Source organism: Fusibacter sp. JL298sf-3 (assembly GCF_053842995.1).
This window is the reverse complement of the sequence record NZ_CM132608.1, coordinates 2,105,717-2,125,835: the sequence shown is the minus strand read 5'-3', so window position 1 is coordinate 2,125,835 and position 20,119 is coordinate 2,105,717. Positions and strand designations below refer to the sequence as shown.

At 44.3% G+C, this 20,119-nt stretch carries 20 protein-coding genes; 16 read left to right on the top strand and 4 right to left on the bottom strand.

Annotated features, from left to right (window positions below):
* Window positions 1-6 precede the first annotated feature (6 nt).
* From ACR6HW_RS10135 to ACR6HW_RS10120, 4 genes are read left to right on the top strand one after another with little or no spacing between them, the layout of a single operon-like run.
* Window positions 7-1,446 carry a hypothetical protein gene (locus ACR6HW_RS10135; protein WP_455727618.1) on the top strand — a complete coding sequence of 480 codons (1,440 nt, stop codon included), beginning with the start codon at window positions 7-9 and terminating at the stop codon, window positions 1,444-1,446.
* 16 nt (window positions 1,447-1,462) lie between these two features.
* Window positions 1,463-2,308, top strand: coding sequence for a hypothetical protein (locus ACR6HW_RS10130; protein WP_455727617.1), 846 nt, complete (start codon window positions 1,463-1,465; stop codon window positions 2,306-2,308).
* A gap of 20 nt (window positions 2,309-2,328) precedes the next feature.
* Window positions 2,329-3,132, top strand: coding sequence for an MBL fold metallo-hydrolase (locus ACR6HW_RS10125; RefSeq protein ID WP_455727616.1), 804 nt, complete (start codon window positions 2,329-2,331; stop codon window positions 3,130-3,132).
* Window positions 3,133-3,177: 45 nt separating this feature from the next.
* A complete protein-coding gene (locus tag ACR6HW_RS10120) occupies window positions 3,178-4,938 on the top strand; it encodes a serine hydrolase domain-containing protein (RefSeq protein ID WP_455727615.1) in 1,761 nt (586 codons plus the stop codon).
* A gap of 103 nt (window positions 4,939-5,041) precedes the next feature.
* On the opposite strand, the gene ACR6HW_RS10115 is transcribed toward ACR6HW_RS10120, so the two are convergent.
* Window positions 5,042-5,554: a DUF1836 domain-containing protein gene (locus ACR6HW_RS10115; RefSeq protein WP_455727614.1), complete on the bottom strand. Its 513-nt coding sequence runs from the start codon at window positions 5,552-5,554 to the stop codon at window positions 5,042-5,044.
* 132 nt (window positions 5,555-5,686) lie between these two features.
* Between ACR6HW_RS10115 and trhA the strand changes: the two genes are divergently transcribed.
* Entirely contained in the window at window positions 5,687-6,331 is a 645-nt protein-coding gene (gene trhA, locus ACR6HW_RS10110; RefSeq protein WP_455727613.1) for a PAQR family membrane homeostasis protein TrhA, read from the top strand.
* 139 nt (window positions 6,332-6,470) lie between these two features.
* On the opposite strand, the gene ACR6HW_RS10105 is transcribed toward trhA, so the two are convergent.
* Window positions 6,471-6,620 carry a CDIF630_02480 family spore surface protein gene (locus tag ACR6HW_RS10105; protein ID WP_455727612.1) on the bottom strand — a complete coding sequence of 50 codons (150 nt, stop codon included), beginning with the start codon at window positions 6,618-6,620 and terminating at the stop codon, window positions 6,471-6,473.
* A gap of 155 nt (window positions 6,621-6,775) precedes the next feature.
* Between ACR6HW_RS10105 and ACR6HW_RS10100 the strand changes: the two genes are divergently transcribed.
* A complete protein-coding gene (locus ACR6HW_RS10100; protein ID WP_455727611.1) occupies window positions 6,776-7,651 on the top strand; it encodes a DMT family transporter in 876 nt (291 codons plus the stop codon).
* Window positions 7,652-7,661: 10 nt separating this feature from the next.
* Complete coding sequence (locus tag ACR6HW_RS10095) at window positions 7,662-8,084, top strand: Fur family transcriptional regulator (protein ID WP_455727610.1); 423 nt, start codon at window positions 7,662-7,664, stop codon at window positions 8,082-8,084.
* 80 nt (window positions 8,085-8,164) lie between these two features.
* On the opposite strand, the gene ACR6HW_RS10090 is transcribed toward ACR6HW_RS10095, so the two are convergent.
* Window positions 8,165-9,667, bottom strand: a complete 1,503-nt coding sequence (locus tag ACR6HW_RS10090) for a CAP-associated domain-containing protein (protein WP_455727609.1) — start codon at window positions 9,665-9,667, stop codon at window positions 8,165-8,167.
* A 254-nt stretch (window positions 9,668-9,921) separates the two neighbouring features.
* Here ACR6HW_RS10090 and ACR6HW_RS10085 point away from each other — a divergent pair, with 254 nt between their 5' ends.
* A complete protein-coding gene (locus ACR6HW_RS10085; RefSeq protein ID WP_455727608.1) occupies window positions 9,922-11,277 on the top strand; it encodes an MATE family efflux transporter in 1,356 nt (451 codons plus the stop codon).
* 76 nt (window positions 11,278-11,353) lie between these two features.
* On the opposite strand, the gene ACR6HW_RS10080 is transcribed toward ACR6HW_RS10085, so the two are convergent.
* Window positions 11,354-12,364 (bottom strand): calcium/sodium antiporter, encoded by a 1,011-nt coding sequence (locus ACR6HW_RS10080; protein WP_455727607.1) that lies wholly within the window; start codon window positions 12,362-12,364, stop codon window positions 11,354-11,356.
* A gap of 338 nt (window positions 12,365-12,702) precedes the next feature.
* On the opposite strand from ACR6HW_RS10080, the gene ACR6HW_RS10075 reads away from it, so the two are divergent.
* From ACR6HW_RS10075 to ACR6HW_RS10040, 8 genes are all read left to right on the top strand, one after another.
* Window positions 12,703-14,118: an ISNCY family transposase gene (locus ACR6HW_RS10075; protein WP_455730851.1), complete on the top strand. Its 1,416-nt coding sequence runs from the start codon at window positions 12,703-12,705 to the stop codon at window positions 14,116-14,118.
* A 256-nt stretch (window positions 14,119-14,374) separates the two neighbouring features.
* Entirely contained in the window at window positions 14,375-14,884 is a 510-nt protein-coding gene (locus ACR6HW_RS10070; protein WP_455727606.1) for a methyltransferase domain-containing protein, read from the top strand.
* Window positions 14,885-15,018: 134 nt separating this feature from the next.
* Window positions 15,019-16,038: a substrate-binding domain-containing protein gene (locus tag ACR6HW_RS10065; RefSeq protein ID WP_455727605.1), complete on the top strand. Its 1,020-nt coding sequence runs from the start codon at window positions 15,019-15,021 to the stop codon at window positions 16,036-16,038.
* Window positions 16,038-16,433, top strand: coding sequence for a hypothetical protein (locus tag ACR6HW_RS10060; protein WP_455727604.1), 396 nt, complete (start codon window positions 16,038-16,040; stop codon window positions 16,431-16,433). Before ACR6HW_RS10065 ends, ACR6HW_RS10060 begins: the two co-directional genes overlap by 1 nt.
* Window positions 16,434-16,613: 180 nt before the next feature.
* Complete coding sequence (locus tag ACR6HW_RS10055) at window positions 16,614-17,756, top strand: acyl-CoA dehydrogenase (RefSeq protein ID WP_455727603.1); 1,143 nt, start codon at window positions 16,614-16,616, stop codon at window positions 17,754-17,756.
* Window positions 17,757-17,770: 14 nt separating this feature from the next.
* On the top strand, window positions 17,771-18,553 hold the full coding sequence (locus tag ACR6HW_RS10050; protein ID WP_455727602.1) for an electron transfer flavoprotein subunit beta/FixA family protein: 783 nt from the start codon (window positions 17,771-17,773) through the stop codon (window positions 18,551-18,553).
* A gap of 16 nt (window positions 18,554-18,569) precedes the next feature.
* Window positions 18,570-19,589 carry an electron transfer flavoprotein subunit alpha/FixB family protein gene (locus ACR6HW_RS10045; RefSeq protein WP_455727601.1) on the top strand — a complete coding sequence of 340 codons (1,020 nt, stop codon included), beginning with the start codon at window positions 18,570-18,572 and terminating at the stop codon, window positions 19,587-19,589.
* 180 nt (window positions 19,590-19,769) lie between these two features.
* A complete protein-coding gene (locus tag ACR6HW_RS10040) occupies window positions 19,770-20,093 on the top strand; it encodes a hypothetical protein (protein ID WP_455727600.1) in 324 nt (107 codons plus the stop codon).
* The last annotated feature ends 26 nt before the right edge of the window (window positions 20,094-20,119 follow it).

Genomic DNA, 20,119 nt, shown 5'->3' with positions numbered 1-20,119 from the left:
GAACGCATGAAAGCCCAAAAAGAACTCTTCAAGAGCATGATGTTGGTAACATTGCTTGTGTCTGCGTTCTTTATGTCTCAGGCCATCTTTTATGATGATGCGTTTGCACAAAGTCAATCGACCGGCGGCGATGCGGTCGATTCCAAGATTATAAGTGCTTATATGATCCCCCAAAGTTTTTATATCAGCTTTGGGGGTATGTCGTATACAAAGGTTTACGGTCTGGACAGACAAGAAACAATATGGGGTGAAGTAAGGCCGGTACTGCTCGGTGCGCTTTCTAAGAACCCCTCGGTGACGCCAATCGATCAGGCGGCCTATGTAGAGGCCTTTAAAAGCGAGAGTCTTTTGATTAAAATGCCCATGGCTTTTTCCGCAAAAGACTTGTTTTCTGTTTTAACAAATGTAGATGCTTCCCAGTTGGCTTATGACGGCACCATACGAGAAGTGTTGATGCTCTCTGGTGAGCCGAATAAACTCTACCTGTATGACGGTGTCAGCGGCTATTTCAGACTGGACTTTGAAGTGCCGATTCACGATGTGCGCCAAGTGGTGGACTCTGTAAAAACAGCAGAATACGTCGAGTACCGGACGATATCGGATCGCTTTAGCTTAGAGCAGACGGTAAGTGCTGAATACAATCAGAAAAACTACGTCTTAGTCCCTTTTGAGTACAAGCGCGTGGTTCCCATGTTTCAGATTACGCCACCCAATGAAGCACAGAAGACTTCTGGAATCGTCGACACCCTCTTCGGTGCTCAGATGAATTTCGTAAAAGAGTTGACGGATGTCAACGGTTCAAAGATTTATATGTACGGGTACGGCGAGCGTATTTTAACACTTGCTCCCGACGGGACCTTAGTGTACAAAGCGCAGTATCAGCCCACAGAAGCGACACCGATGACGTTTAAAGGGGCGGTTAACCGCGCTATTGCTGCGCTTGAGCGCTTTAATGTAGATACCTACGGCCTCTATTTAAGCGGTGTAGAACAGGATCCCGATGACAGTGCACTGTACTCGGTGTACTTTGGTTACCATATCGGGCGCTACAAACTGGTGGACAGTCCTGTTAAGCAACAGCCCATTGTCGTCAAAGTAAAGGACAATCAAGTGCTGGAGTTTACCAACAATATCCGTTCTATGAATTTAATGCCGAGTTATACTGGTGTCACGGAAATGTTCAGAGTGGACAAGAGTCTTGAAAAAAATTCGCTGGAGGTGACGACGTATTACCTTCAGGATCGAAACATCTACGCTTCCAATGAAGAAGCTTCTAAGTATTTCTTTGAAATACAAAGTGAAATTCGCGCAATTGACATGCGCTATTACGAGGTTGCCCTTGACGGCGGCGTCTACTTTAAACCGGTTTGGCAAGTGGATATTGCAGGGCGCCTGTATCTGTTTGATGCGTATGAAGGCACATTGCTGAAGACGTTTAAAAATTAAAAAGCAGGAGTGTGAGATGGATTGGCCGAAAATTAAAACGGTGTTGCTGGTGTTGCTGGTGTTCACCAATGTCATTTTGGCAGTAATGCTGATACAAAGTCATTACAATTTTAATGTGCTTGGCGATAAAAAGATTGAAGAAATCAAGGCTTTTTATGCGGAAAACGGCATGAAAATTCTGGATGAACGCTTGACATTTCCAAGCAACATCAATGCGGTGCGTCTCAATTTCGAGTCGTACGACTTCGGTGAAAGCACTTTAAAACAGAACAAGCTGTTTGATATGGATAAACTCAAAACCTATTTCAGCCCTAAACAGCAACGGGTTTCAACAAGTGACACTTTTATCATTTCAGATACTGGGAAATGGCATAGAAAGACGAAAGGGCACGTGTACGAGGCCGATTCACACGATGTCGATGCCGTTGAGGCGCAGTTTGAAATCGTGCGAGCGTTTATGAAGCAAACAGATTTTAAACTGGAGTTTACACCGGTTTCAATGATGACTGAGGCAAACACTGTTGTGATTGAGGCGAAACAGAGCACACAGGGTATTTTAATTGAAGAAGTAACGGCTTATTTTTGGGTGCAAAATGACCGAGTTGTTTCGTTTAAACTTTCAAAACCTGCAAAGATAACGAATGATTATCTGAGGAGTTATGATATAATTACAATAGACTTAGCGCTTTACCGAGGGATTCATCTGTTTAAAAGGAAAGAGGATATCGTCGACATCGCTTTGGTGTATCGATTGAACAATTCAGATTTGACAGATACGATTGTCTCCGGAGAAGCTTTACCTTACTACCGTATTAAAACAACGAGTGGCGCTGTCTACTTCTTTGAAGCGGTGGAATCATAAATTTAGGAAGAGGGTAGTGCATGCTGTTATCATTTTGTTCACTGGCGAGTGGAAGCTCCGGAAATTGTCAGCTCGTAGGCTCTGAGCGGACGAAGCTGCTGGTGGATGCAGGCATGAGTGGGCGGTACATTAAGACGTCCCTTGAAAATATAAACGTCGATATCAACGAGGTCAGCGGTATCTTATTGACCCATGAACACACCGACCACATTTCAGGGTTGGGGGTGCTGATGCGTCGACACAAGTTGCCGCTTTACATCACTTCTAAGACGTGGTCGGCTGTAAAAGATAAAATCGGCCAAGTCGACGCTTCCTTGGTGCATGTGTACGATAAAATCGACGGACTGGAAATCGGCGATTTATGGGTGGAGAGCGTCAGCGTTAAGCACGATGCCATCGACCCTTTGTGTTACACATTTACAAAAGGAAACTCTAAAATGGGCATTGCAACGGATTTGGGGACAATTGACAATGCAGTTATCGATACGTTTAAGACGTGTGATTTGGTCATGGTGGAGTCCAATCACGATGAAATGATGCTCAAAACGGGGGGATACCCCTATGCGCTCAAGCAGAGGATCCTCTCGGATTCCGGTCATCTCAGCAATGAAGACGCCGGCTATATATCGAGAGAACTCATTGCCTACGGCAAGACGAAACATTTGCTTTTAGCACATCTGAGCAAAGAAAATAATTTTCCGGATCTTGCATACGAGACCGTTCGGAGTATTTTAGAAGCCGATGGCATTCAAGTGGGAAAAGACATCGTTTTGGATTTGACTTATAGGGATCGTGTTGGGAAACTGTATCAGTTGAAAAAATAAATTTTCTAAATGGAAGTGAGAAGAACTTTGAAGAAAATTGCCCTAATGATAAGTTTTTTACTCGTCATCGTATCCTGTCTACCGGCTGCTTATGCTGAAGAGACGCTTACAGATGCGATTGTAAAGGAGATAATAGAGTACAATTTGCCCGGTGCTGTGGTCGCCGTTCAAACACAAAATACATTGGCGTATTTGGAGGCGTTTGGAAAATCCAATTCGACACTGGAAGAAAGTATGGAGACGGATACGGCAATTCAGACCGGTTCGATTTCCAGAGTGTTCACCGCTTATGCGCTGATGCAGCTTTTAGATGAGAAAGGCATAGATCTCGGCACCTCAATTGAAGCGTACCTACCAAAAGACATAAAAGGCAAGGCGGTGTTTTCAGATTTAACGTTTTACAATGTTTTAATGCATACCACAGGTATTCCGTCTCTCAAGGCCAATTCGGCCATAAAGGCATCGCCTTTTGACCCGCCGCGTTTGGCGTTTGGGCAGGCGGCAACCGACTTTTTAGGTGCCTATGACCATACGCGGCAAATGCCGGCAGACACCTACATGATGCCGTCCAACGTCAACAGCATTTTAGCCGGTGTTCTCATTGAAAACCTTTCAGGTGAAACGTTTGAACGGTATATGGCAAACGACGTTTTTAGGCGAATCGGTATGCTGGATTCAGCTAAGCTCATCAGTGGAGCAGTTCCTGAAAAAAAAGCGGTCAACTACAACGTCTTCGGAGGAGGCTTGACTGAAGCGACACCTTTTAAATCGAAATACATTGCTTCAGACGACTTGTTGACGACGGGAGATGACATGGCCAAGTTCATCGCCCATCAATCGGCTGTACTGGAAAGGTTGTTTTCGGTAAAGGCACAAAATACGGCTGGGTCCATAGGTCGAAGCGCCGGATTTTCCATGACCGATTACAAAGGGTTGCAAATCTATATACAAGACGGTGGTGTACCAGGTGCCAACGCGCGCCTCGTCTTTATACCGTCTCATCAATTTGCGTTGTTTATCTACTACAACAGTGACAACTTAAAGGCGAAAGACGCCATTATGGACTCGGTTTTAGCGCATTATTTACCTCTGGACAACAGCGCTGAAAAAAGAGAGCCCTATCCGCACGATGGCCTCGAGAAGTTTGAAGGGGTTTATACGCCTTTAAATGCTTCTATGGAAACTGTAGAGCGCTTGACGCATATTATTCATCAAATCCGAATACAGGCGGATTCAGAGGGGCTGCTCGTCGATGAGAAGCGCTTTATCCCCTTGTCGGAGACGGTGTTTTTTAGTCCTGAAGACCATCAAATCATCGAGTTTAAGACAGAGGCAGACGGCAAGCTCTCCTATCTGATAAACGGCAATCAAGTGTACAAACACGCTTCTATTTTTCAGAGCTTTTTTATAGAAGCCCTAATGCTGGGATTTGCTTTTTTTATCAATATTGTCGCTTTACTTATTGTTCTAATCAAATGGTCTGATATGAAGTTACACCGCGTTCACGATACGCCACGCTATATTCTACTCGTACATACTGTTTTGACGACGGTGTTGATGAGTCTTATTGTCGTCGTTTCAATGCAGTACAATTACTGGGACGTTATCTATGACCAAACGTCCAGTTTGGTGTGGATCAAATGGCTTGGGTGGCTGAGTCTGCTCCTAGTCATTCCGACATACTTGGTACTGAAACGCACGAAGGAAGATTTTAGGTGGTCCAGTGGCAGGCGGTTGATTTTTAATGTTCAATGGGTGATGGGCATTCTGATTTTTATTTGGTTGCTCAGGTACCAACTCGTTTAAAGAGAGAGGGTGCCGTTGCAAGTCTAAGACAATAGACGGGCAACGGCACCCTTTTTAAGTAGGTGTGGACAGTATGATACAATGTGGATAAACTGTTGGTAAGTCATGAATTATCCACAGTTTTGGTCTCTTCTTGTTGAATAAAATCTAATAACTGTTCTGAGAGTTTCTTCTTGATGACACTTTCTATTGAAAACACTAGCATGAGGTGTTTGGCGTCATCCACAGTGAGTTTTTCCACAAGTTCTGTGGGAAGTGTTTCGTTAACGGTGTCGTACTGCTTGCAGAAACGTCGGTAAGCGTCGCCGTCAGCTTTCAAAGACGTTAAGAGGGCGTGGGCATCGGCGATTGAGAAGACTTGTTTAAAATGGTACAACATAATGAGTTCCATAATGGTGGATTTGTTGTATTTTTTCTTCTCAGGTGGCGCGATGACACGTGCTTTTACATAATTGTTAATCATGGTCTTTGTAAAGATGGGGTCGTCTTCTGAGCGTTTTACCGGACCGAGCATTTCCGTTAAGTAATCGATAAGTTGATCCATGTAAAGGGCGATATCAGGTATTCGGTCGCTGTCGGGATTCTGAAAAGTCATCAAATCCGAGAGTGTATTCATGTGGGCCTCCTTTTTGTACATTATAACAATTTATAAAGTTTTAATAAAGACCTATTGAAAAATTAAAAACGGTGTGCTATGATATCAAAAAGACATCATCTAGTATTTAATACTATATAAAGGAGTGGTGATATGAGAGAACCTATAAACACTTGGACACATTTTATCGGGATGCTGTTGTCAATTGGCGCTCTAATTACGCTGGTGGTTACGGCAATTCTTAAACAGAATCCCCTATCTCTGCTCGGGGGCATCGTGTTTGGCATCAGTATGATTTTGCTCTATGGGGCGTCGACAATTTATCATGGGTACAACGGTCGGGAGAGCACGATAAAAAAATTGCGCAAACTGGATCATTCGATGATATTTATCTTAATCGCAGGGACGTATACGCCCATTTGTCTATTGGTTTTAAAGGGCACTATCGGATGGGTTTTGCTAATTAGCATCTGGGCCTTTGCGCTACTGGGGATTGTGTCAAAACTGTTTTTTATCAACATGCCGAGAGCCCTTTCTGCTGGGCTATACGTCGCCATGGGTTGGGCGAGTATACTGGTTATTGTACCGCTTTTCAGAGCACTTCCCATCGAGGGGTTTGTGCTGTTGGTACTCGGTGGCGTTCTGTATACAGTAGGTTCCGTCTTTTACGCATCGAAGTCGGAGAAAATCAAGCTGGGCAATTGGGGGTTTCACGAGATTTTTCACCTGTTTATTATGGCGGGAACGCTGGCGCACTTCGTGATGATTCACCGCTATGTAATGCTAGGGACCTTTTAAGCATAAGAAAAAAGCACTTTCGCGGGTTGAAAGTGCTTTTTTCTCGGTTGTCATTTAACGGGAGAGCTGAGAAGGCTAACGTTGTATTCATCTTACCAGCCTTCTGTTAAGTCTGTATGTGCCGTTTGTTAAAACCTGTTTATTTCTCGTTTTGTTCCACCCATTCTTTGGCGTCTTGGACAGCTTCTTCAGATGGAATGCTGATGTTCGTCTCTTCTTCTACGTGATGTGAGTCTGCCCAAGCTTCAGTTTTACTCGATCCAAGAGGTGCTTTTTTCTTATCTTTCATCGTACCATTCCTTTCTCGTATTTGAATTCTATTTTATTTTAATCCTCATTATTCTACTACCCAAATATAGGCTTCGTAATCATGCGTACGATTGGCTTTACTTGTCGTCAGTAAACTGATAGAATATTTTTATTATAGAGTCGATGGGGGGAAATATGAGCAGATTATCGATGAAGCAAAAAAGAGTACTATCGGATTTCAGTTTACTTTTTGTCGCCTTTGCGTGGGGTGGCGGTTTTGTTGCTGTTAAGGACGCGTTGAACTTTTTACCGCCGATGTACCTGATGATGTTCCGCTTCCTTTTAGCGGGTGCATGTGTGTATTTGGCGCTGTTCAAGTGGATTGGGAAAATAGAGAAAAAAGAATGGGTGAACGGTGCGATTGTCGGGACAGTTCTTTTTTTGGCGTTCGCGTTTCAAACGCTTGGCCTTCAGTACACCACCGCTTCTAAGCAAGGGTTTCTAACCGCTGTCTACGTGGTGATTGTCCCATTTCTGTATTGGATGCTCTATAGAAAAGTGCCAAAGCTCAAAGTTTTTCTCGGCAGTTTTTTGACCATTATTGGCATCGGTCTCGTCGGACTCAATGAATCGATACACCTCAATATCGGCGATGTTTTGACATTGGTATGTGCGTTTTTCTTTGCCGCTCATATTATTGCCATCGAGTATTTTGCAAAGCAAATGCACGTGTTTAAAATCGCTTTTATACAAATTGCCGTTGCGGCACTTTGGTTTACGGCATCAGCTCTGATATTTGAGGCGCCACCTCAATCGATGCCGAGAGAAGCCCTCGTGGCAATTGTGTATTTGGCGGTGGTATCGACCTTTGCGTGCTTCACTATTCAGACGGTGGCGCAAAAGTATACGAGTTCTTCACATGTCTCTATTATCATGTCGTTGGAATCTGTTTTTGCGGCTTTACTCGGCGTTTTGTTGCTCGGTGAAACGCTGACGAAGATGATGATTGTCGGATGTGTTCTCATCTTTATGGCCATTTTACTAATAGAAGTCGAGTTTAAGAAATCTTAAGGAGACCCATATGCAAGGTGAAGGGATTAAGAGACTGTTTCAAAAACACGGTATTAAAAGTACGGTCAACAGGCAGTCTGTGTACCAAGTGCTCTTGGACAGACAGGAGCCTCTATCGGCTGAAATGATTTACCAGCACATGATGGCGCAGGGGGGCGGGGTCAACCTCTCGACCATCTATAGGACGCTAGATACGTTTACGCAAAAGGGCTTGGTGATTAAGACGGTACTAAGTCTAGAGGACCGAGCCACATATGAAATCAATCATCACGAGCATCGTCATCACCTTCTGTGTGTCAACTGTGGCGGTGTTGAGCCGATTAAAGGCTGTCCGCTGGAGGCCTATGAGAAGGAGCTGGTGGAACAGACCGGCTATACGATTTTGGAACACAAATTAGAGATTTTGGGAATTTGTCCGAAATGTCAAAAATAAAGGCCATTATAAAAAGCGAACCACTCGAGAATGAGTTGGTTCGCTTTTGGTTTAAACTCTAGCGTGCCGTTCGACACGGTTTATTCGTAAATATTTTGCGTGTAGTAGACGCTGTAATCACCGCCGAAGTAGACGCCGACGCCCATGTACTTAATCGGTCTCAACAGGTTTTTTCGGTGCCCTTCTGAATTGACCCATCCCGCATGTGCTTCAAAAGCGGTGATGTAGCCCGCTGCGATATTTTCGGCAGCAAAGCTCGGCGACAGCCCCGCGGCTTTGAAGCGGTGTGCCGGTGTGAGACCTTCCGGGTTGACGTGATCGAAGTAACCATCGACAGCCATGTCCTTGCTGTGGGTGTAAGCCACTTTTTCAGCGTCTGTTGAATAGAGATGCGGTTTGAGACCGTTGGCAACCCTGTAGACGTTGGCGAGGTCAAATGCCTGTTGTTCATAGGCAGTTTGCAGGCCCTCGGAAGGTGTGCCATACAGTGTCTTTAGAGAAAACTCGGCTTCTTTGCTTAAAATTTGAATGGCAAAGAGGCGGTTGTCGTTAAAGGTGTCGTAAAAGGCCGTTACATAAGTGCCTTCATAAAGGTAGGTTGAAAACGCCTTTTCATCGGGCTTTGTAAACCGCGTATTGCCTTTTTTAATCTCGCTTACAGGTGTCCCGAGAACCTTGGTGGCTTCCTGTTTGGTTTGGCCGATTTTGAGTCCTTTACTGGACTCGAGAACATCTGATGCCGTATAGAGACCAGAAACTTTACCGTCGGCGATGCCGATGGCAGCGTAGTCTTCGTAGTTGTCGTGATAGATGTACCAAGTTAAATTGTAGATACTCGCATCTTTGCGCACCGGTGCGCCTAATTTTTTGACGACACTTTCTTCAGAGTCACCGAGTTCAATGTCTCTAACGGCAAACAATTTATCCGAAGAGCGCTTAGCCCTTCCCGTCAGGTAAAGATGATTTAATATGACTTTGGCGGCTTCAGCCCGCGTCGCCGATTGTTTGGGCGCAAAGGTGCCGCTGGGAAGACCGTTGATGTAACCGAGTGCAACAGAGGTAATCACGTCGTCTAAAAAGCGCGTGTGCACCATGTTGAAGTCGCTCAGCGTTCGGCTGGCAGCTTCTATAGCAGTGGCATCTGGTGCCGGCCGTTCAGTTTTGTAAGCGCGCACCAAAATACTCGCCATCTCTTCTCGACTAATGGGGACGGCGTAGTTGGCTCTGGAGAGTGTACCGAAGTACGCCTCGTCGATTAGCTGAAGTTCTAAGGCTTTTTCCAGATACGGGACAGCCCAGTATTCACCAGCTTTGGCTTCTCGAACTTCTACTCCTTGGCCGCCGATGACCATTCGGATGTAGGCATCCCTGTCGACGACGGTATTCGGCTTAAACGTTCCGTCGGGGTAACCGGAAATCACCCCTAATTCAGCGACTTCCCTTATTTGGTCTTCTGCCCAGTGAGACGAGATGTCACTGAGAGCGCCGGCATATGTCGGCACGACAACTTGAGGGGCAACAACTAGGCATATGGCAATGAAAAATGCGATAAAGCGCATTTTGTCACGAAGAACCTTAATCATGTATGACTCCTTTCAAATGCTTCTGTAGGGTCTCGCTGATGGTTAAATATAAGTGGCATATTTGAATGGTCAGTGAAACCGTGCACAGGTGTTTCTAACGATTAACTTTATTATACATGCTGAGGACAGACGTCAACATTACAATATGATAACATCTGAAAAAAATGCCATTGACCGCTCATTATTTAGTTGCCCGAAATAATAAGCGATGGTATACTGTTTTTCGAGAATACAATTTGGAGATAGAAAATACTATGGAAAAAAATCAAAAAATAGACCTTGTCAGAGGCGATATTTTAAAGAGCCTGCTCTATATGGCATTGCCGATAATGGGTACGAGCTTTATCCAAATGGCTTACAATATGACCGATATGTTTTGGATTGGTATGTTAGGGTCGAGAGCAGTGACTGCAGTGGGGCTCGGCGGCTTTTTCGTCTGGTTGTCAAATGCCGTGATCGCGTTGAGTAAAACCGGTACGGAAGTGCGCGTTGCCCAAAGTACCGGTGCTGGAAAAGAGACACTTGCTGAACACTACGCGCGGACAGGCCTTCAATTTGTCGCGTTTACCTCCCTATTATATGCGGCGTTTTTAGTGGTTTTCAGATGGCCCTTGATCGGTTTTTTCAACACGGGCAACTACGAAGTTGAGTCCATGGCCGTCAGGTATTTAACGGTCGTTGGTGCGGGGATGCTCTTTCCTTTTGCCAATCAAGTTTTCACAGGGATTTTTAACGGACGGGGTGACAGCCGAACGCCTTTTGTCGTCAACGGTATAGGCCTTGCCATTAATATGGTCCTCGACCCCGTTTTAATTCACATCTTTGACTTTGGCGTCACCGGTGCGGCTGTGGCAACAGTAGTGGCACAAGCTATTGTGTTTTTGATCTTTCTATACCGCATCAAATGGCAGCATACGTTGTACAAACACTTTACGATTTTCGTAAAACCCAAGTTGAGTTCAATCGCCGAGATTGTGCGCCTCGGGGTGATGCCAGGCCTTCAAAACGGTCTTTTTACAGGAATTTCAATGGTGATTGCCCGCATTATAGCCGAGTTTGGGGAGTTGCCTATCGGCGTTCAGAAGGTGGGCTCACAGATTGAGTCTATTACGTGGATGACGGCTCTCGGACTCTCTGTTGCGCTGGGCGCGTTTGTCGGCCAAAATTACGGTGCAGGGCAGTACGCACGTGTCAAAAAAGGGTATCGAACTGCTTTGAGGTTGGCGCTAATTTTAGGGGCAATCAACACGTTCGTGCTGTTCTTCTTTTCTAAGTGGCTGTTCATGATTTTTCTTCGCGAACAAGAAGCGGTTGCTCTGGGGATCGACTACCTTAAAATTCTCTCGGTTTCCCAGCTCTTTATGTTTGTTGAAATCACTGTAACAGGGGCTTTTAATGGCATTGGCATGACAAAGCCGGCAGCGGTTACGAGCATTGTTTTCAATGCACTTAGAATTCCGATGGCCCTTTATTTTAGTCAGATGACTTTTTTGGGTCTCAACGGCATCTGGTGGAGCATTACGATTTCGAGTATTTTCAAGGGAATCATCGTTTATATTTGGTTTGAACACACCTTGAAGACAAAAGAAGTGTTTATCGGCGTCGATTAAAGAGCGCCTTTAAATTCAATTAAAAACGACCGCCTCCATGGGAAGCGGTCGTTTTTTAATGGTGTCTCAAAGGTGCTTAGACAAAGCTTTTCAAGTTGAACACCAAGTAAATTAGGTAGAAAAATAGAAGTAGAGCCCCTTCTTTTCGATTTAAGCGGTGTCCCTTATTCAGTGTAAAGGTTCTGAATGCCAATAGAATCGCCGCCATAGCCGGGAAATGGAGCGTGTAAAACTGCTTTGGAACAACGAGGCCAGCCGGCGTGAACGCCGCAGAAGCCCCTAAAACGAAGAGGACATTTAAGATATCGGCACCGATGATGTTACCGATGGCGAGGTCGCCGTGTCCGCGCATAACGGCTTTGACGCTGGTGGTGAGTTCCGGTAAACTCGTACCGAAGGCGATGAGCGTCGCTGCGATGATACTCTGAGGCACTCCTAAACGCGTAGCTGTAATCTCTACGGAAGGGATTAGAATCTTGGAAGACGCGATGACGATGGCCATACCTGCAGCCATTAAAAGGAATGCAATGACGGTATTTTTACTGCCTTCGTGTTCACCTTCATTTTCGACCAGTGTCTCCTTTTTGGTGTGTTTAAACGACCAGTAGAGGTACGCAAACAAAAGGGCGATTAACACAAAGCCCATCGATTGGCGGATGACGCCGGTTTCGCCACCTGAAAAAATCGGAAGGGCAAAGACGATGAGCAACGCACCTGCTAAAATTTGAATCCAACTCTGTACGCGAATAGCGGCGTAGTCGACAACTATCGGGCTAATGAGAACACTGATACCGACGATGAGGCCGGTGTCTGCAATAATAGACCCGACGGCGTTTCCAATAGCGAGGTCCGGGTTGCCGTTAACTGCTGCCATTACAGAAACAGACACTTCCGGCAAAGTGGTTCCCAACGACACCACAGTGGCGCCGATAATGGCCTTGGGAATTCTGAGCTTTTCTGAAATTGCAACAGCTTCGTCGATAAGTATATCTGCACCTTTACCAAGCGTATACAGCGTTACGGCGATAATCAGGAACAGGACGACGGTCGGTAGTGGTTCTAAAAAACCTAAGATCATTTCATCCATGTGTACTCTCCTTATACAAGTGATGACGCAAAAAAACTCTACAGTCAGCCTAGGACTGTAGAGTCTCACACGATTTAAAATCATTTAAGCCGGGATGGGTATCCGTTCTGACGACTTAAATTCCGCAATGGGCAGTTACTCCCTCTAACATTATTAATCTAGCATAGGCGGCCAATCGTGTCAAGTAAAAATCGTGTATACAACAGCTGTATATGATTCACATGTGATAATGTCTTAAGTAATCAAACGTGATTTTGTCCCAAAAGATATAATGCTATAATAATACCTCAATGAATGAAAGCATCGAGGTAAATTAAATGACAAAGGTAGAATTACGTATGAATGAAAATCTAAAATATGAAATCATTAAAAAGCTCGTCGATACGAATGGCAATAAAAAAACAGCTTCACTTAAGCTAGGCTGTAGTATTAGAACGGTTAATCGATTAATCCAGGGCTATCGGTCAGAAGGGAAAGACTTCTTTGTCCATGGAAACCGTGGAAAGAAACCCGTTCACGCCCTGTCTAGCGAAACTAAAACGTTGATTTTAGGACTTTACAGGACCAAGTATCCCGATGCGAATTTCGCTCATTTTACTGAAATCCTAGCAGAGCAAGAACACCTTTTTCTTTCTCCAACTACTGTAAAAAATATCCTTATGGAACAAGATGTTTTATCTCCCAAGGCTCACAGGTCAACAAAGAAAGCCCTTCGTAAAAAATTAGAAGCCCAAAAGAAAAAGGCTACTTCTAAAAGGGACATGGCAATTATTCAGCACAAGATCGTTGAACTCGATGAAAGCCACCCTAGAAGACCTAGATCCGCCTACTTTGGAGAAATGCTTCAAATGGACGCTTCAGTCCACATCTGGTTTGGCGGCGTCAAAACCCACTTACACGCTGCTATAGACGATGCCACAGGGCGAATCGTGGGGGCTTACTTCGACCACCAAGAAACACTTAAAGGCTATTACAATGTCTTTCATCAAATTTTAACAACCTATGGTATTCCACACATGTTTTACACGGACAGAAGAACTGTTTTTGAATACAAACAAAAAAAGGCCCCCTCACTTGAAAAGGACACCTTCACTCAGTTTTCTTACGCTTGCCATCAACTAGGGGTAGATATAAAAGTAACAAGCGTTCCACAGGCCAAAGGACGCGTAGAACGCTTATTCCAAACACTACAATCACGACTGCCGATCGACTTAAGAAACGCAGGCGTATCAAGCGTAGAGCATGCCAACGAATTTCTGAACTCCTACATAAAGAAATTCAATGACAAGTTTGCTCTGCCTTTTGATAATAACAAATCTGTGTTTGAAACGCAACCGTCTGATGAAAAAATCAATCTAACGCTTGCGGTAATTGCTGAGCGCAAAATTGATACAGGCCATTGCATTAAATTTGAAAATCAATATTTTAAACTCATGGACGACAGAGGCCTCCCTATTTATTACCACAAAGGCACTCCGGCTGTCATTATTAAGGCTTTTAACGGCTGTTTGATGGCCTCTGTAAACGAGAACGTTTATGAACTCGAACTTATCCCTTCTCATCTAAGGAAATCTAAGAACTTTGATTTTCAGGACGAATTCGAGGCTCTGCCTAAAAAACGCAATATCCCTTCCATGATACATCCATGGCGGAAGAGCGCCATCAAGAAATTTATCAAAACACACTATGCTCAACACAATTATACTTTTGAGGACATCATTAACACTCAAGAAAACTTTTTCTCCGCTAATTAACAAAGCACCAGCTTTTTACTGGTGCTCATGTTTCATTTATTTTGGGACATTTTCAAAAGTGATTGACAGTAAAAATCGTGTATACAACAGCTGTAAAAGGACAAGTTTTTCGGTTTAAATATTGCGTAAAAGTAACGTTTAACTCAAGGTATTAAAAAAACGTACAACTTAGTTAACACGGACTTTATTGTATTGAAAAGCATCGTGTGATATTTTTATTACACATTAGAGAAATATGAAAGAAAGGAGGCGTACAATGACTTTTTCCGAATTGAAAAGCAAAGCACAGGCCCCAAACATAGAATCGATGACTGTGATGATGGAATGGACATGTGTCAACCCGCGCATTACTTTTGGTGGACAATGTCTGCGCATTGTCGAAGTGGACAATCAAAGAATCCGCGTCGAAGACGAATCGATTGACTACATTCAACTACATAGCAATAAATTTTTTGAAGAGAATCCGAAATTCGTGATTTCGGAAGCGAAGCGCGTTCTCAAGCGCAATGGCCGTATTAAGCTGTCCTTTTACCACAAAATGAGCAGCAGCTTGGTCGATCGCTTTATCAAACGTTTTTTAGCTTCGAAAAAAGACGACACAGCAGTGAACACACACATTAAGGCCTCAATGGACGATATTTCTCAGATTATCAGCGATTACGATTTGCTCATCGATAAGAATTTTATCGAGCCTGGCGGCGTGTTGTCGTTTGAGATTATACGACCTGACAATGAAAAAATAGACAAGATGGTCGGAGAGCGGTAAGATGATAAAACTATTGAAAAATCAGTGTGTGCGCTGTAAAACAAACACAGGCTTTTCACTTTACATGTCCATTGAGACATGTTTTTTTTTATGCTACAATGAACTGTAACGATTAAAGTTAAGGTGGTTAATCAATGAAGCTTAAAATGTGGGGCTACGCCCTTTTGGTATTGGTCTTGCTGACGTCTTGTGGCGCCAAAGAGACCACGACATCTGCGGTGGACCCAAGTGATGAAACGCCGGAGACTGTCGAGGTGTCTCACGCCATAGAGACGACACCGATTGAACTGAATATCGCAGTGACAGGCACCGACATGGCGTTGACCACGGTGAGACAGTTTTACGAACAGCCGACATTAGACGAGACATTGCTTGTGAATTACAAAATTTATTACTCAGAAACGACACTACAAAGTGATTTAAAGGAAGACAAAATAGATTTGGCCATACTGCCGATTGATTTTTACTTAGAAAACGAATCGGTAGACGGTACGTACAAAATCGTCGGACTCAATTCGTCGGGTTACCCTCAATTTGTTTCGCGCAAGGCAGGTGTAGAACTGTCGGACCTTCAACGGGAAAACATCAACATCTATTTCAGTCATCGATTGTTCGTCGAGGGGCTTCTCATGGATATGAACATCGATCCCAAGCGCGATGTAAACATTGTCAGCTGGACAGATGAAGAAAAAATGAAAGCGGCCTATCGAGAAGGGGACATTCAAAACGCTTTCTTTTCTCCAACACAGTATCAGGCTTTAATGAGTGAAGACGTGCCCATGTATCGGATGGTGAATATGTATCAATATGTGACAAACAGCGTGTCGCTTTCATCGGGACTGCCGCTGGATGTCTTTGTCGTCAGGGAGACGGTTTTAGATGTTTATCCCGAAGTGTGGAAGGCATTTGAAGCCAACTTGATCGAGAACAACAATTGGCTGGCTAAGAACAGCGCTTCTGCCAGTGTTTATGCGAGCAAGCTCGACCTTGTGGACAGCAACTTCGACTACGGCAAGTTTTTGAACAGTTTTGATTATTATTATGCGCCTATTGAGGTTTCTAAGTACAAGCTCAAACGTTATTTTGCCTGGCTCAAAACAGCACGCCAGCTGGAAATTAAAGAAGAATTCACTTTATACAGAGAGGTCGATTGATGGATGCTGAGAGAGAACGATTTGACTATTTGTATGCATGGGCTGAGGTTGCCCATTGCGTAACGGATGATACGCAGGTTTTTGCGGACTTTGAGATGCACTTGTACGCGCTGGGCATTCGGTCGCGCGTACACGACGACGCCGGTAAAAAGATTTTGTCTGTCCCGCTTAAGGACAGCGCTGTGGCAAAGGCCTTATATAATAAGGAGGTTAAGTCAGTTTACACGTTGCCTAAAGAGCGGTATCAAATTTTCAAAGAGAATTTGGCGTATCGAAACGGCAAATTGTACGAGGACCCTTACAAGGACAATATACGTCGCATGCGCAAGAGCAACTTAATTCTATTGGCAGTCATTTTTGTCGTAATATTAATACTTTTTAAATTTAAACTGTAAAGTGTATCCTGTATACATGCAATAGAGAAGAAAAGGAAATTGTTAATTTTTTGTCTAAGTCGATTAAAATGTGTGATTGCTCTATGCTTTTTTTCGATTCTTTGCTAAAATAGGCTCATGGGGATAATGTCTATTTTTTTACAATGAAGAGTTAATTATTTAACAAAATGGAGGGAAAACATGAAATTTGAGCTCACAAAAGAAGATCTCATGATGCGTGACTTGTTTAGACAATTCACTAAGAACGAAGTAGAACCAATCGCTGCAGAGATTGATGAGAAGGAAGAATTTCCTGAAGAAACCGTTAAGAAAATGGCAAAGGCGGGGATGCTGGGTATTCCATTTCCAGAGAACTACGGCGGTGCAGGCGGAACGTATTGGCAATACATCAACTTAGTTGAAGAGCTCGGTGTGGCTTGCGGCACAACATCTGTTGTCGTCTCCGCACATACGTCGCTGTGTGGCGCACCTATTTACGAATTCGGAACAGAAGAGCAAAAGCAAAAGTACCTCGTGCCTCTAGCAAAAGGTGAAAAAATCGGTGCATTCGGCCTTACAGAACCAAATGCCGGAACAGATGCATCTGCTCAACAGACAACAGCTGTAAAAGACGGCGACGATCACTACATTTTAAACGGTAGCAAAATATTCATTACCAACGCAGGCTATGCAGATATATACGTTGTATTTGCCATGACAGATCGCTCTTTGGGTCTCAAGGGCATTACAGCATTTATTGTAGAAAGCGGTACCCCTGGCTTCTCAATTGGTAAAAAAGAAGCCAAGCTCGGCATTAGAGGATCGAGCACATGTGAGCTCATCTTTGAAGACTGTCGCGTTCCGGTGTCCAACATGCTCGGTGGCGTCGGCAAAGGCTTCAAAATCGCTATGATGACCCTCGACGGCGGTCGTATTGGCATCGCGGCTCAAGCCCTCGGTATTGCACAAGGTGCTTACAACGAATCGGTTAAGTACGTAAAAGAAAGACAACAATTTGGACGCTCGCTTTCTAAGTTCCAAAACACGCAGTTCCAAATTGCAGACATGAAGACAAAAATCGAAGCGGCGCGCCTCATGGTTTACAACGCGGCGTACAAAAAGCAAAACAAACTGCCATACTCTCAAGAAGCTGCAATGGCAAAACTCATGGCCTCTGAAGTCGCCATGGAAGTTACAGTTAAAGCGATCCAACTGCACGGTGGCTACGGCTATACCAGAGAATACCCAGTAGAGAGAATGATGCGCGATGCGAAAATCACAGAAATCTACGAAGGTACTAGTGAAGTTCAACGCATGGTAATTGCGGCTCAAGAATTGAAGTAATGGAGGATGAATCGATGAAAATTGTCGTATGTATAAAGCAAGTTCCAGATACCAATGAAGTAAGGTTAGACCCAAAAACAGGTACGCTGATTAGAGAAGGTGTGCCAAGCATCATCAATCCGGACGATAAAGCCGGCCTAGAGATGGCGCTGCAATTAAAAGACGCTCATGGTGCCCATGTAACGGTTATTACAATGGGACCGCCACAAGCGGAGCTCGCACTTAAAGAAGCCTATGCAATGGGCGCAGACCGCGTTATTCTCCTCACAGACAGAGTATTTGCCGGTGCGGATACCCTCGCGACGTCTACCACGATTGCGGCGGCACTTAACAAATTAGATTACGACCTCGTTATAACAGGCCGTCAAGCTATCGATGGCGATACGGCACAAGTTGGTCCTCAAATTGCAGAACACTTGGCATTGCCTCAAATTTCTTATGTGTGCGAATACGAGCACAAGGAAGATCACGCGATCATCAAGCGCTCGTTTGAAGACGGGTTCCAAATGATTAAAGTTCAGTACCCTTGTTTGATTACGACACTTACAGAGATGAACGCGCCGCGCTATATGTCCGTTAAAGGCATTATCCAAGCACATCGCGAACTCGAAATCGAAACTTGGCACTTTGCTGACATTGAAGCAGATCCTGCAAAGATGGGGCTTAAAGGCTCTCCGACAAAAGTTAAAAAATCCTTCACCAAAGGTGTTAAACAAGCCGGCAAAGTGGTTGAAGGAACGCCTAAAGAACTTGCAACTGCAATTGTCGATAAGCTACAAGAGAAATTTATCATTTAGGATTTAGGAGGGCAAAATGAACATTTCGGATTACAAAGGTGTTTTGGTTTTTGTTGAACAACGGTTCAATCATATAGAAAATGTATCTTTAGAGTTGATCGGCAAAGGGAGAAAGATTGCCGATGAACTGGGGGTTCACCTCGTGGCGGCACTTCCGGGTAACGAAGTGGCCAAGCACAGCAAGATGCTCGTCGCATTTGGCGCAGATAAGGTGGTTGTTGCAGACCACGCCGATTTAGAATACTACACGACTGAGCCTTACACTCAGGCAATGACGCAAATCATCAACGCAGAGAAACCGGAAGTCGTCCTCTTCGGTGCGACATCAATCGGCCGCGATTTAGCGCCTAGAGTGTCTGCACGTGTTCAAACGGGATTGACTGCAGACTGTACGTCGCTTGAAGTTTCTGAAGACAGACAATTAATGATGACGCGTCCTGCATTTGGCGGTAACATTATGGCGACCATTGTGTGTCCAGACCACAGACCGCAAATGTCGACAGTTCGCCCGGGCGTTATGACAAAAATGGAGCGTGACGATGCGAGAAACGGTGAAATTGTCACACTTGACTTAAAACTCGAGCGCAACAGCCAATGCGTCGAAGTGATTTCTTTTGAGAAAGAAGTTGGTGAAAAGCAAAATATTCAAGAAGCGTCTATTCTCGTATCCGGTGGCCGCGGCGTCGGATCGAAGGAAAACTTCAAAGTACTTTACGATCTTTCTGATGAACTCAAAGGTCTTGTATCGGCTTCAAGAGCAGCTGTAGACAGCGGCTGGATGGATCACGACAGACAAGTCGGCCAAACGGGTAAAACGGTTAGACCGGATGTGTACTTTGCCTGTGGTATTTCCGGTGCGATTCAGCACGTTGCCGGTATGGAAGAAGCGGAATTGATTATTGCAGTTAACAAAGATAAAAATGCAAAAATATTTGATGTGGCTGACCTCGGCGTCGTAGGCGAAGTGGATAAAGTCGTGCCGCTGGTACTTGAAGAAATTAGAAAAATCAACGCTTCAAAGCAAATTGAAGATTAATAAACACCGCTGTTGTGCCGCAACCTATACAAGTTTTGGCCAGCAGTTTGAGTCGGCTCCCACTTGGGAGCCGACTTTTTTAGAGAGCAATCCTTACCAAATTCTAATCATGGGTTAATCGCGTTTTACTCTTAGTGCGGTATAGTAACTATAATAAATCGTATCTAGAGGAGGTTGCTTATGACGTTGGCTTTAATTGTAATGGGTATTATGGCAATCGTAATGTACAATAAAGGTTATTCTTTTGAAAAGATGTTGCCTAAATTATTGATTGTAGGTGGTATTTTATTTCTTTTACCGAAGTTACTCGGTGGTTTAATCGTGTTGCCATTTCATATTATTGGTGTGGTAATGGGCGCCATCGGTGGCGCTATTGGCATTGTGTTTGGCAGTATCGGCGCTGTTATCGGATTGCTTTTCGGAGGTCTCGGGATTTTGATCGGGGCAGCCGTACTCTTGCTCCCACTGATGCTCGTCATCTTATTGTTAAAAGCTCTAACTTAAAATGCAGTAAGCTTAAAAAGCGTTCC